Below are 14,318 nucleotides of genomic sequence, written 5' to 3'. Positions count from 1 at the left end.
GGGGTACGGCGGGTGGGTGCGGGAAAGTGGCCGCGGTGCCGATTTTCCCCCGGGGTACGACGCGCGGGGTGCGGGGAAGTGACCGCGGTGCCGACTTCCCACCGGGGTACGGCGGGTGGGTGCAGGAAAGTGACCGCGGTGCCGATTTCCCCATGTCGATTTGGCGCTTCGGTCGCGCCGCTCCTAGACTGAGCTCACCAAAGACCGCCGGCTGCAGGCTCACCCGAGCCCGCCGAAGGTCCCGCCTCTCGTGGTCGGGCAACCAGCGCAGGTGAGCAACAGGCAGATCCGGCCCTTCCGGCGGATCATCCGGCGCGCGAGAGCGATGTCGGTCCGAGCCCCGCGCCACTGCGCAGGGGCTCTTCTTCGTATGCGGGCCCATCACGCCGACGGCCACACCATCGAAGGAGGTCCGCATGGCGAAAGCTGACAAGGCTGCTGCCATCGCCGAACTGACGGAGAAGTTCCGTCAGTCCGATGCGGCCGTTCTCACGGAGTACCGCGGCCTGACCGTGGCGCAGCTCTCGCAGCTGCGCAGCTCACTGCGTGAGCACGCGACCTATGTCGTGGTGAAGAACACGCTGACCATGCGTGCTGCTGCCGACGCGGGCGTCACCGCCTTCGACGGCCAGCTGCAAGGACCGTCCGCGATCGCCTTCGTCACCGGTGAACCGGTCGAGGCGGCCAAGGGCCTGCGTGATTTCGCCAAGGCCAACCCGCTGCTCGTGATCAAGGGTGGTGTCCTCGACGGGAACACCCTCACGGCAGCCGACATCGACAAGCTCGCGGCTCTCGAGTCGCGAGAGACCCTGCTCTCCAAGTTCGCCGGAGCGATGAACGCATCGCTCAGTGGTGCGGCTGCGCTCTTCCAGGCGCCGCTGTCCCAGACGGCGCGCGTGGTCGAGGCGCTGCGCGCCAAGAACGAGCAGGAGGGTCCGGCCGCCGCGCCGGCGCCCGAGACCGACGTCGCCGAGGGTGGCGACGAGAGCTGACGTTCCTGCATCCGCAGGACGACGGCAATCCACCAGTACATCCGCCACTCACGGCAGCAGTACCAACAGAAAGGACGCCACCTCATGGCGAAGCTCAGCACCGACGAGCTCCTTGACGCGTTCAAGGAAATGACCCTCATCGAGCTCTCCGAGTTCGTGAAGCAGTTCGAAGACACCTTCAACGTCACCGCGGCCGTCGCGGCCGCTCCGGTCGCCCCCGGTGCCGGTGGCGGCGCCGCCGAGGCCGAGGCCGAGCAGGACGAGTTCGACGTCGTCCTGACCGCCGCGGGCGACAAGAAGATCCAGGTCATCAAGGAGGTCCGTGCGCTGACCTCCCTGGGCCTCAAGGAAGCCAAGGACGTCGTCGACGGCGCCCCCAAGGCCGTCCTGGAGAAGGTCGACAAGGCCACGGCCGAGAAGGCCAAGGAGCAGCTCGAGGGCGCCGGCGCCAGCGTCGAGCTCAAGTGATCACCCGGGTGTGACGGGGCGCTCGCGCCCCGCTGCACCCACCCGCGCACAGCGCGCATGAGCGGCGGGATCGACCTACGGGTCGGTCCCGCCGTTTCGCCGTTCCCGGAACGATGCGTGGGCCCGGTCGGGCGCTACGCCTTCGCTCCCGCGCCGACGTAGCGGTAGAGCTCCGCGGTGCGTGAAGCGACGACGAGTCGCCAGCCCGCCTCGTTGCGCATCGCCTTGCGCATCTTCGTGTAGTCGCTGTCGAGCTGGTTGCCGTAACGCTCGTCGAAGGCGCCGATGTCGTCGGACAGCAGGGCGTAGTGGGCCGGCGCCGGGACGGCGATGAACAGCCGGGTCCAGCGAGCGATGTCGGCCCGGGGGTCGTACGCGCGGCCGGTCTGCAGGGAGTACGGACTCTCGGTGCGGGGGACGAGGTCATCGAGGCTGGTGAAGTTGAATTCCAGGTAGCGCCCGGTCTGTGCGACGGGGGTGGCGGCCTTGGTCCCCACCGACAGCATCGCCGCCCCGCGCGGCGCGTGCAGCTCGAAATACCGCTCGGTGACGACGGTCCCCGGCCGCATGATCCTGGCCCAGTCCATGCCCGTCTGGCCGAGGACGTTGACAGCCATCAGGACGGCTGCGGTCGTGAAGGCCGCGGCGAACACCACGACAGGGCGAGGTCTGATCGCGCGGAACAACCGGGGTGCGGACGCCGACGCGGCGAGGATCGCGATCCACGGCAGCGCGAACAGCGCCATCCGGAAGATGCCCTCCTGGCCGTAGTTCGTCGCGAGCGCGAGCCCGGCCGGGCTCACGCCGGCCAGTGCGATCGCGACCGCGTGGCGGTCGCGTCGGGTGAAGAGCGCGTAGGCGGCCACCCCCACGAGCATCACGAGCGCGACCGCCGGCACGTCGTAGGTGAGGCGTGCCACGAGAGGCACCGGGACGGCAGCGCTCGGGTGCTGGGGTGGGGCCACGTTCTCGAAGAAGTTCGCGACGGCACCGGGATCGAGGTAGCCGCCCAGCTGGCCTTGGTTCAGCAACGCCCACACGAGCGCGGGCACCAGGCCGATCAGGAAGGTCCACCAGGGGCGGATGACGCGGGCGAGGATGAGGGCGATCAGGGCGCCGGTCGCCATGTAGGGGCTGATCTGGTGGCTGACGGCGATCGTCATGCTCATGCCGATCGCCGCCACGTAGCGCGCCGTCCGCAGTCGCCGCGCCTCGTACTCCGGGGCGATGAGCAGCGCGATCATGCCGAAGCACGGCGCGAGCACCACGGCCTGCGGGGAGAAGTAGTCGATGGCCAGGGAGTTCCCGAGGGCGAAGATGCCGGCGGCGACCCAGGCGCGACCGACCGAGAGGAACTTCCCGGCAAGCACCCGCACGGACAGGACCACGGCAACCGTGCCGAGGACCGGCCACCAGGTCGCGACCGTGAAGGGGTCCGTGATCCCCGCGGCATGCATGGTCCACGCCTGGCTCGCGAAGAACCCGGACCAGGCCTGGTAGATGTCGAGCGAGGGGTCGAGCTGGTGATGGGAGAAGAGGTACTTGATGACCCCGATGTGCCGGGCGGCGGGCATGACGTTCGGAGAGCGGTAGGCCAGCGCCTGGGACAGCACGACGACGGTCGAGCCGAGCAGCACAGGGGCGGCGAGCACGTCGCGGGTCGCGCAGGCGTAGGCGAAGGTCGCGAGCAGCACGGCGATCCCGAGGTACCACCACCAGTGCGTCACACCGGTGATCCCCGCGCGTGGGGGGAGGACACCGGGTCGAACACCCGCCTCGACCAGCACGAGGCCGACCGCGCAGAGGCCGAGCAGCAACGCAGGCCGTCCTGCGGAGCGCGCGATGCCGGGTCGCCCACGGAGCGCATCCCGCTCCGACCAGGCGAACGCCGCGAACGACGCGACCATCGCCGTGCCGACCACCGCGTACAGGACATCCGGGTGCCAGCTGCCGGTCAGGGCCATCGTCAGGCTCGGGAGGGTGTCGATGACCAGACTGAGGACGATGGAGTAGAGCGCGAACGTGGAGGCACCCAGCCCGCGCCACCAGACGCACACGGCAGCGCCCGGCAGGATCTGCAGGAGGAACCAGACGCTGGCCGAACCGAGGTCGTGCGGACCGAGCGCGTGGACGATCTGCGCGAGCACGACGGCGACCGCGCACAGCGCCGCGACCCGTGCTCGGGAAGTCGCCGACAGCGCAGGGGACTGCTCCGGCATACGCAGCGGCCCCAGCGCCTTCCAACGGTCGAGGCGTCCCGTGTCCGGGCCAGTCTTCGCGGTGTCAGGTGCGTCTGCGATGGGCTGTGCGGTCACAGGTGCTAGCTCTTTCGGACGGGGGTGGATGCGATGTCCCAGATCGCGATGCGCGCCGTGTTCGCGCGGGCGCGTTCCGGTGCGCATCGTGAGTGAACGTGCACTCGGACTTTAGTCTCTGCGACTCGGGAACCGGCCCGAACCGGTGGTGGACGCATTCCCTGCAGCGCCGCTCGCGTCGTGTCGGATGCGACGCGCCGGCAGAATTCTCGGCGCAATCCTTGACCCGGAAGTCTCGAGGGTGCACTCTCGGTGCTGCAAACCACGCAAGCGCATCGGAACCGAGCGCCGCGACCACGAGACTGCGCAGCACGCGCGCCGGGGATTCGCAGGCTGGCCGGTCCGGGTGTCGGCGTCCGAGCGGTCGCGCAGCGGCCGGCAACGGGCGTGGCCTGGAGGTGGGTGGACAGCCCATGCCTTCAGGTGTAGTGTTGCACTTTGCGCTGCCCTCCATCAGCCAATCCTCATTGTCCACGGCACTCACTTCGTGCGCCCCCATCGGTCCGGCTGGTTCTTCCGCCGCGGTGAAGGTGCGTGATTTGCAGAGCCGCTGTCGCGCTGTCCGCGACCGGGTACGAGGTGCGGGTGTTGACCGGGCACGTGACCGAACCGCCCGCCCGTCAGGCCTGTGGAAGGACTCTCCTTGGCTGCCTCGCGCACTGCGACGACATCGAAACTCACAACGGCGAAGACGGCATCGGGCCGCCTCTCGTTCGCGAAGATCCGCGAACCGCTGGAAATGCCCGATCTGTTGGCTCCCCAGACCGAGAGCTTCGACTGGCTGCTCGGTAACGAGCGCTGGCAGGAGCGGGTCGCCGCGGCCAAGGCCGCCGGCAAGGCCGAGGTCAACGACCGTTCCGGTCTGGAGGACATCTTCGAGGAGATCTCTCCGATCGAGGACTTCGCCGAGACCATGAGCCTGTCGTTCCGCGACCACCGCTTCGAAGAGGTCAAGTACTCCATCGAGGAGTGCCGCGAACGTGACATGACGTACGCCGCGCCGCTCTTCGTCACCGCGGAGTTCATGAACAACACCACCGGTGAGATCAAGAGCCAGACCGTCTTCATGGGCGACTTCCCGCTCATGACCGGCCGCGGCACCTTCATCATCAACGGCACCGAGCGTGTCGTCGTCTCCCAGCTGGTGCGTAGCCCGGGTGTCTACTTCGAGCGCAACCTGGACAAGACCTCCGACAAGGACGTCTATACCGCGAAGATCATCCCCAGCCGCGGTGCGTGGCTGGAGTTCGAGATCGACAAGCGCGACCAGGTCGGCGTCCGCGTCGACCGCAAGCGCAAGCAGTCGGTCACGGTCCTGCTGAAGGCCCTCGGCTGGAGCGAGGCCCAGATCCTGGAGACCTTCGGCCAGTACGACTCCATGCGCGGGACGCTGGAGAAGGACCACACCACCACCCAGGACGAAGCCCTCCTGGACATCTACCGCAAGCTGCGTCCGGGCGAGCCGCCCACCCGCGAGGCTGCCCAGAACCTGCTGGACAACCTGTACTTCAACGGCAAGCGCTACGACCTGGCCAAGGTCGGCCGTTACAAGGTCGACAAGAAGCTCGGCCTCGACGTCGAGCTCAACACCTCGACGCTGTCGGTCGACGACATCGTGGCCACCATCAAGTACCTGGTCGCGCTGCACGCCGGCGAGACCGAGATGACCGGCACCCGTGAGGGCAACGATGTCACGCTGCCCGTCGAGGTCGACGACATCGACCACTTCGGCAACCGTCGACTGCGCAACGTCGGTGAGCTCATCCAGAACCAGGTCCGCACGGGCCTGTCGCGGATGGAGCGCGTCGTCCGCGAGCGGATGACCACCCAGGACGTCGAGGCGATCACCCCGCAGACCCTGATCAACATCCGCCCCGTGGTGGCCTCGATCAAGGAGTTCTTCGGGACCAGCCAGCTGAGCCAGTTCATGGACCAGAACAACCCGCTCGCGGGCCTGACGCACAAGCGTCGGCTGTCCGCGCTGGGCCCGGGTGGTCTCTCCCGTGACCGCGCCGGCATGGACGTGCGCGACGTGCACCCCAGCCACTACGGCCGGATGTGCCCGATCGAGACCCCTGAAGGCCCGAACATCGGCCTGATCGGCTCGCTCGCGTCGTACGGGCGGATCAACCCGTTCGGTTTCATCGAGACGCCGTACCGCAAGGTGACCGAGGGTCGGGTCACCGACGAGGTCGTCTACCTGTCCGCGGACGAGGAGGACAAGTTCGTCATCGCGCAGGCCAACGCGGCACTGACCGATGACGGCACGTTCGCCGAGGAGCGCGTGCTCGGCCGCACCAAGGGCGGCGAGGCCAGCGACGTACCGGCCGGCGAGGTCGACTACATGGACGTGTCCGCACGCCAGATGGTGTCCGCGTCGACCGCTCTGATCCCGTTCCTGGAGCACGACGACGCCAACCGCGCCCTGATGGGTGCGGCCATGCAGCGTCAGGCCGTGCCGCTGGTCCGCTCCGAGGCGCCGCTCGTCGGCACCGGCATGGAGTACCGCGCGGCACTGGACTCCGGTGACGTGGTCCGCGCCGAGAAGGCCGGTGTGGTCCAGGCGGTCTCCGCCGATCTGGTGAACGTCATGAACGACGACGGCACCTACTCGACGTACAAGATCGCCAAGTTCACCCGCTCCAACGCGGGCACCTGCTACAACCAGCGCGTCGTGGTCACCGAGGGTGACCGCCTCGAGGCCGGTGGCGTCATCGCCGACGGTCCCGCGACCGACGGCGGCGAGATGGCCCTCGGGAAGAACCTGCTCGTGGCGTTCATGCCCTGGGAGGGTTACAACTTCGAGGACGCGATCATCCTCAGCCAGCGTCTCGTGCAGGACGACGTGCTCTCCTCGATCCACATCGAGGAGCACGAGATCGATGCTCGCGACACCAAGCTGGGCCCGGAGGAGATCACCCGCGACATCCCCAACGTCGCCGAGGAGGTCCTCGCCGACCTGGACGAGCGCGGCATCATCCGCATCGGTGCCGAGGTGCGCGACGGCGACCTGCTGGTCGGCAAGGTCACGCCTAAGGGCGAGACCGAGCTGACCCCGGAGGAGCGCCTGCTCCGCGCGATCTTCGGTGAGAAGGCACGCGAGGTCCGTGACACGTCGATGAAGGTCCCGCACGGCGAGACCGGCACGATCATCGGCGTCAAGGTGTTCGACCGCGAGGAGGGTGACGAGCTGCCGCCGGGTGTGAACCAGCTGGTGCGCATCTACGTCGCCAACAAGCGCAAGATCACCGACGGCGACAAGCTCGCCGGTCGGCACGGCAACAAGGGCGTCATCTCCAAGATCCTGCCCGTCGAGGACATGCCGTTCCTGGAGGACGGCACGCCGGTCGACGTCGTGCTCAACCCGCACGGTGTCCCGCGCCGGATGAACCTCGGGCAGATCCTGGAGTTGCACCTGGGTTGGGCCGCCAGCCGTGGATGGGACATCGCCGAGAACACCGGCGACACCTCGTTCAAGTCCGAGATCGCCGCCGACGCGCACCAGGCCCCGCCCGGTTCCCGCGTGGCGACCCCGGTCTTCGACGGTGCGTCCGAGGGCGTCATCACCGGACTGCTGGACTCCACGCGCCCCACGCGGGACGGCAAGCGACTGGTCGGCGCGTCCGGCAAGACGCAGCTGTTCGACGGTCGCTCCGGCGAGCCGTTCCCGGAGCCGGTCTCGGTCGGTTACATGTACATCCTGAAGCTGCACCACCTGGTGGACGACAAGATCCACGCCCGTTCCACCGGCCCGTACTCGATGATCACCCAGCAGCCGCTCGGTGGTAAGGCGCAGTTCGGTGGTCAGCGGTTCGGTGAGATGGAGGTCTGGGCGCTCGAGGCCTACGGCGCGGCGTACGCGCTGCAGGAGCTGCTCACCATCAAGTCCGATGACGTGATCGGTCGGGTGAAGGTCTACGAGGCCATCGTCAAGGGCGAGAACATCCCGGAGCCGGGCATCCCGGAGTCCTTCAAGGTGCTCATCAAGGAGATGCAGTCGTTGTGTCTCAACGTCGAGGTCCTGAGCAGCGATGGTCAGATCATCGACCTGCGCGACTCCGACCAGGAGGTCTTCCGCGCGGCGGAGGAGCTCGGTATCGACCTGTCGCGCCGCGAGCCCAGCAGCGTCGAAGAGGTCTGATCCACATCCGTACGGCGGCGCGTGCACCGCGCCGCCGTACGGGGACCGCTCTTCATCTCCTGACTAGCTAGAAACAAACGAAAGAAGGACAGCAACTGTGCTGGACGTCAACTTCTTCGACGAGATCCGCATCGGTCTCGCAACTGCCGAGGACATTCGCCAGTGGAGCCACGGCGAGGTCAAGAAGCCCGAGACCATCAACTACCGCACCCTGAAGCCGGAGAAGGACGGACTCTTCTGCGAGAAGATCTTCGGTCCGACCCGTGACTGGGAGTGCTACTGCGGCAAGTACAAGCGGGTGCGCTTCAAGGGCATCATCTGCGAGCGCTGCGGTGTCGAGGTCACCCGCTCCGCCGTACGCCGTGAGCGGATGGGCCACATCGAGCTCGCCGCCCCCGTGACGCACATCTGGTACTTCAAGGGCGTCCCGAGCCGCCTCGGCTACCTGCTCGACCTTGCTCCGAAGGACCTGGAGAAGGTCATCTACTTCGCCGCCTACATGATCACCTCGGTGGACGTGGACCAGCGGCACGCCGACCTGCCCTCTTTGGAGGCGCAGATCGAGGTGGAGAAGAAGGAGCTGGAGAACCGTCGCGACAACGACGTGAACACCCGCGCCGCCAAGCTCGAGTCCGACCTCGCCGAGCTGGAGAAGGAGGGCGCCAAGGCTGACGCCCGCCGCAAGGTGCGCGAGTCCGCCGAGCGCGAGATGAACCAGATCCGCAAGCGCTCGGACCTGCAGATCGAGCGCCTCACGCAGGTGTGGGACCGCTTCAAGAACCTCAAGGTCCAGGACCTCGAGGGCGATGAGGTCCTCTACCGCGAGATGCGGACCCGTTTCGGTCTGTACTTCGAGGGCGGCATGGGCGCCCAGGCGCTGCAGAAGCGCCTGGAGACCTTCGACCTCGTCGCCGAGGCCGAGTCGCTGCGCGAGACGATCGCGACCGGCAAGGGCCAGCGCAAGACCCGTGCCCTGAAGCGACTGCGCGTCGTCATGGCGTTCATCCAGACCAAGAACAGCCCTGTCGGCATGGTGCTGGACTGCGTCCCGGTGATCCCGCCGGACCTGCGCCCGATGGTGCAGCTGGACGGTGGCCGCTTCGCGACCTCCGACCTGAACGACCTCTACCGTCGCGTCATCAACCGCAACAACCGCCTCAAGCGTCTGCTCGACCTCGGCGCACCCGAGATCATCGTGAACAACGAGAAGCGGATGCTGCAGGAGGCCGTCGACAGCCTCTTCGACAACGGTCGTCGTGGTCGCCCGGTCACGGGCCCCGGCAACCGTCCGCTGAAGTCGCTGTCCGACATGCTGAAGGGCAAGCAGGGCCGCTTCCGCCAGAACCTGCTGGGCAAGCGCGTCGACTACTCCGGCCGTTCGGTCATCGTGGTCGGCCCGCAGTTGAAGCTGCACCAGTGCGGCCTGCCCAAGCAGATGGCCCTGGAGCTGTTCAAGCCGTTCGTGATGAAGCGTCTGGTCGACCTGGACCACGCGCAGAACATCAAGTCCGCCAAGCGGATGGTCGAGCGGGCGCGTCCGGTGGTCTGGGATGTCCTCGAAGAGGTCATCACCGAGCACCCGGTCCTGTTGAACCGTGCGCCCACGCTGCACCGCCTCGGCATCCAGGCCTTCGAGCCGCAGCTGGTCGAGGGCAAGGCCGTGCAGATCCACCCGTTGGTCTGCACCGCGTTCAACGCTGACTTCGACGGTGACCAGATGGCGGTCCACGTGCCGCTGTCGACCGAGGCGCAGGCCGAGGCCCGCATCCTCATGCTGTCGAGCAACAACGTGTTGAAGCCCTCCGACGGTCGTCCCGTGACCATGCCCAGCCAGGACATGATCACCGGCATCTTCTTCCTCACCTCCGGTGAGGGACGGGTGACGGTGGGCGAGGGCGACGACGAGCAGCTGCGCTCGTTCGGCACCGCCGCCGAGGCGCGGATGGCGTTGGACCGTGGCGAGATCAAGCTCGGCTCGACGGTCCGGATCCGGCTCACCGACCAGGTGCCGCCGACCGGTCACGCGCTGCCCGAAGGCGCCGTCGCCGACGAGCTCGGTCGCATCTCCAGCCTCACGCTGGAGACGACTCTCGGTCGGGTGCTCTTCAACGAGACGCTGCCCGAGGACTACCCCTTCCTCAACACCGCGATCGACAAGAAGGCGTTGTCGACGGTCGTGAACGACCTGGCCGAGCGTTACCCCAAGGCCCAGGTCGCCGCGTCCCTGGACGCGTTGAAGGAAGCCGGTTTCTACTGGGCCACCCGGTCCGGCTGCACCGTGGCCATCTCCGACGTTCAGACCCCCGGCCGCAAGCTGGAGATCCTGAGCGGTTACGAGGGCAAGGCCGCCAAGGTGCAGGGCCAGTACGAGCGTGGTCTGATCACCGACGACGAGCGTCGTCAGGAGCTCATCGAGATCTGGACCCAGGCCACCAACGAGGTCGCTGCAGAGATGCAGTCCAACTTCGACCCGAAGAACCCCATCTTCCGGATGGTGTCCTCGGGTGCCGGTGGTAACTGGCACCAGGTCCGGCAGATCGCCGGCGCGCGTGGCCTGATGGCCAACCCGAAGGGCGAGATCATCCCGCGCCCGATCAAGTCCAACTTCCGTGAAGGCCTGTCCGTGCTGGAGTTCTTCATCTCCACGCACGGTGCCCGTAAGGGTCTGGCCGACACCGCGCTGCGTACTGCCGACTCCGGGTACCTCACCCGTCGTCTGGTGGACGTCAGCCAGGACGTGATCATCCGCGAGGACGACTGCGGCACCGACCGTGGTCTGACCCTGCCGGTGGCCCAGCGGGCAGCCGACGGTTCGTTGGTCGAGCACGACGACGTGGAGACCTCGGTCTACGCTCGTACGCTCGCCACGGACGTGGAGTCCGGTGGTGAGGTGCTGGCAGCTGCCGGCTCCGACCTCGGCGACGTCAACCTGGACCGGCTGCTCGCGGCCGGCGTGGAGAACGTCAAGGTCCGCTCGGTGCTCACCTGTGAGTCCCGCGTCGGCACCTGCGCCAAGTGCTACGGACGGTCGCTCGCGACCGGCAAGCTGGTCGACATCGGTGAGGCGGTCGGCATCATCGCCGCCCAGTCCATCGGTGAGCCCGGCACCCAGCTGACGATGCGCACGTTCCACACCGGTGGCGCCGCGGGTGATGACATCACCCAGGGTCTGCCCCGCGTCGTGGAGCTGTTCGAAGCGCGTACGCCGAAGGGTGTCGCCCCGATCGCCGAGGCCGCAGGCCGCGTGCAGATCGAGGAGACCGACAAGGCCCGCCGCATCCTGCTGACCCCGGACGACGGCTCGGAAGAGCACGCCTACCCGGTCAGCAAGCGTGCCCGGGTCCTGATCTCCGATGGCGACCACGTCGAGGTCGGTGCGCTGCTCGTGCAGGGTGCCATCGACCCCAAGCAGGTGCTGCGCATCCTCGGCCCCCGTGCGGTGCAGAAGCACCTGGTGGACGAGGTGCAGAGCGTCTACCGCCAGCAGGGTGTCTCGATCCACGACAAGCACATCGAGGTCATCGTGCGGCAGATGCTGCGCCGGATCACGATCATCGAGGCCGGCGACACCGATCTGCTCCCCGGCGAGCTGGCCGAGCGTGGCCGGTTCGAGGACAGCTCGCGGCGCACCGTCGCCGAGGGTGGCCGTCCGGCGTCGGGTCGTCCCGACCTCCTGGGCATCACCAAGGCGTCGCTCGCGACCGACTCGTGGCTCTCGGCGGCCTCCTTCCAGGAGACCACCCGGGTGCTCACCGAGGCGGCCATGCACGCCAAGAGCGACCCGCTGCTGGGGCTGAAGGAGAACGTCATCCTCGGCAAGCTCATCCCCGCCGGCACCGGCCTGACGCGTTACCGCAACGTGAAGGTCGAGCCGACCGAGGAGGCCAAGGCCGCGCTGTACGCGCTGCCGGACTACCAGAGCTACGACTACCCGAACTTCGGTCCGGGATCGGGCGAGGCGGTCCGTCTCGACGACGCGTCACTCGGGCTCGACTGACCGACGTACCACAAGGAACGGCCCCACGAACCGCGAGGTTCGTGGGGCCGTTCTCTGTCACCCGAGAGGGGAGTACCGGGTTCTCGCCCGTGCGGACACCTGCCTACGCCCGTAGCGGTCCTCCGGCAGACCGGACGGGCAGCGGTCAGCCGGTGGGGCGGTTCAGCTGCCAGGCGCTCGCGCTGGAATCGCGGAAGCGGAGCGTCGCGTACGGGGCGAGGGTCGCGGCGTGCCGGATGGTGTTCTCCTCATAGACCCAGCGCACCCCCTTGTCCCACAGCTGGCGTGCGGCCGATGCCGACGGGTGGGTGTAGAAGCCGTCGTTCAGCGCGAGCAGCTGCGGGTGCCAGTAGTTGACGGTGACCGAGCTGCGCCCCTTCGTCGCCAGACGCGTCGCCGTGTTCGTCGCCGTCCACCCCTCGATCAACGCCTGCCGCTCGCTGTAGGCGGTGACCAGCCAGCGCCGACTGTCGCAGTTGTAGGGGCGGGTCGGGCGTACGCAGTGCCGGTTGGTCATCACCAGGTCCTCGACGCCCGAATGCGCGCCGATGTAGGAGGCAGCGGCGATCTGGCCGTTGGTGCTGGCGGTCGCGGCCTTGACGCTCACGTGGCGATCGATCTGCGGGATCGTGGTGGCGGCGAGCCTTTGGTCGAACGCCACCGGCCCGGACAGCACAACGGCGCCCGCCAGGGCTCCCAACCCGATCTGTCGCGCGCGGGAGCGATCGGTGGCGCGGGTGAGCACGACGGCCAGGACGCCCACCGCGACCAGCACGATCAGGCCGAGCACCAGGGACTCCTCGAGCCTGCGGAAGGTGTGCCGCTTCAACGGTCCGACCATGAGGGTCGGCAGCATCGTGAAGCACAGGGCCCCGATGCCGGCCGACGCGATCAGCAGCGCCCGGCCCCGAGCGGTGAGGGCGCGAAGCACCCGCTCGGCGCCGATGGCGGACGCGATGCAGGCCAGGGGCAGGGCGGTGAACAGGAAGTACCCCTGGCTCCGGCCGGGGTGGGAGAACAACCCGACGGCAGCCGCCCCGGCGATCGCGGCGCCGAGCAGCACCCAGATGACCGGGTCACGGCGTTCCTCGCGGCGCCAGAGGACCGCGGCCCCCAGGAGCGCCGGCCCCAGCCCGATCAGGATGGTGACTCCCGAGACGAAGCGCTGCTGGAAGTAGGTCGGGACTCCGCCCAGCGGTCCCGCGAGCCGGGTCTGTTCGGCCGACGCCCCCACTCCGAATTGCAGTCCGGACGCGGATCCGTGGAACACGATGGCCAGCGTGGCCACCAGCGCCACCGCCATCATCGCCAGGTCGAGGACCAGGTGCAGTGCCAGGGGGCGCCGCCAAATCAACATCGCGAGCAGCGCCAGAGCGACCCCGGCGATCACGACGGGTGCCGTGGAGCCCTTGGTGCCGGTCGCGATCACGGTCAGGATCGGCACCATCACCACGGCGCCGCGCCGCGCCTCTCCTCGCCAGCGCATCGCGAGCACAGCCACGAGGGCCATCAGTGTCGGGACGCTGAGACCGAGCGTGGGCGACTCCGGGCTGATCATCACGTTGATCTCGACCATTCGCACCGGGGACGTCTGGCCGGCGAGGGATGCGAGGGCGACCGCGCCCAGTGCGATGCCGGGGCTGCGGGTCAGGCGAAGGGCCAGCGCCGCCACACAGCTCACCGAGACGATGGGCATGATCGCGGGCAGGAAACGCATCAGCACGCTGTCCAGGGGAACGCCGCTGGAGGCCGTGACCTGGGCGATCCAGGCGTGCGCGAACCACTGGTAGCCCAGGTTCTCCCCGATGACCGTCGGCCACGCCGCGGGGCCGCGCTCGAGCAGCTCGGACGACAGCGCGAGGTGCAGGTAGGTGTCGACGTGGGGCTGACCCACGCCGTAGGTCCAGTGCGGCTGGTTGGCCCGGAAGTAGGCGATCAGGCCGGGGAGGGTGGACGCCGAGAGCGCCGCGAGGCCCGCACCGAGCCACCACGGCAGCGGCGCGCAGCGGGCCTGCACGATCCGGGCACGTGTCACGGGGACGACCGCCAGGGCGACGACCACGAGCAGTGGCAGCACGAGGGCGATCCACCGCTGGTGGCTGTATCCGGCGATGGTCTGGGTGGGCACGACGACGGCGATGCCCATGGCGAAGCCCATCGCCAGGTCCTCCAGCAGCCAGCCGTCCCGCGGGCGGATGCACCGCCACAGCATCACGCCGGGCAGCAGCTGGGTGACGGCCACGGTGAGGAGGGCACGGACGACGTACGACCCGGAGAGGCCGTAGACGGACGCGTACCCCAGGTAGAGCGCGGTCGCGAGCAGGAGCACCCAGTAGCCGCCGGCGTGGCGAGCGGTGTCCAGGGACGGGCGACGGAGGGTGGGCATGGTGTGGGTCGCAGGCACG

6 protein-coding genes are annotated in these 14,318 nt (G+C 68.4%); 4 read left to right on the top strand and 2 right to left on the bottom strand.

Annotation, left to right across the window (positions count from 1 at the left end; translation table 11 throughout):
- Positions 1-416 precede the first annotated feature (416 nt).
- Entirely contained in the window at positions 417-992 is a 576-nt protein-coding gene (gene rplJ / locus J4030_RS10175) for a 50S ribosomal protein L10 (protein ID WP_208049117.1), read from the top strand.
- Positions 993-1,076: 84 nt separating this feature from the next.
- A complete protein-coding gene (rplL, locus tag J4030_RS10170) occupies positions 1,077-1,460 on the top strand; it encodes a 50S ribosomal protein L7/L12 (RefSeq protein WP_208049116.1) in 384 nt (127 codons plus the stop codon).
- 134 nt (positions 1,461-1,594) lie between these two features.
- Here the strand turns inward: rplL and J4030_RS10165 are convergent, their stop codons facing one another.
- Complete coding sequence (locus tag J4030_RS10165; protein WP_208049115.1) at positions 1,595-3,775, bottom strand: hypothetical protein; 2,181 nt, start codon at positions 3,773-3,775, stop codon at positions 1,595-1,597.
- A gap of 643 nt (positions 3,776-4,418) precedes the next feature.
- Here J4030_RS10165 and rpoB point away from each other — a divergent pair.
- A complete protein-coding gene (gene rpoB, locus J4030_RS10160; protein WP_208049114.1) occupies positions 4,419-7,916 on the top strand; it encodes a DNA-directed RNA polymerase subunit beta in 3,498 nt (1,165 codons plus the stop codon).
- Between the two features lie 97 nt (positions 7,917-8,013).
- The gene (locus J4030_RS10155; protein ID WP_208049113.1) at positions 8,014-11,913 is read left to right on the top strand and encodes a DNA-directed RNA polymerase subunit beta'; all 3,900 of its coding nucleotides are present in this window, start codon (positions 8,014-8,016) and stop codon (positions 11,911-11,913) included.
- Between the two features lie 145 nt (positions 11,914-12,058).
- Here the strand turns inward: J4030_RS10155 and J4030_RS18510 are convergent, their stop codons facing one another.
- On the bottom strand, positions 12,059-14,317 hold the full coding sequence (locus J4030_RS18510; protein WP_208049112.1) for a hypothetical protein: 2,259 nt from the start codon (positions 14,315-14,317) through the stop codon (positions 12,059-12,061).
- Position 14,318: the final 1 nt, after the last annotated feature.

It is taken from the genome of Allobranchiibius sp. CTAmp26, assembly GCF_017565405.1.
GTDB lineage: Bacteria > Actinomycetota > Actinomycetes > Actinomycetales > Dermatophilaceae > Allobranchiibius.
This window is presented reverse-complemented; position numbering and strand designations above follow the sequence as displayed.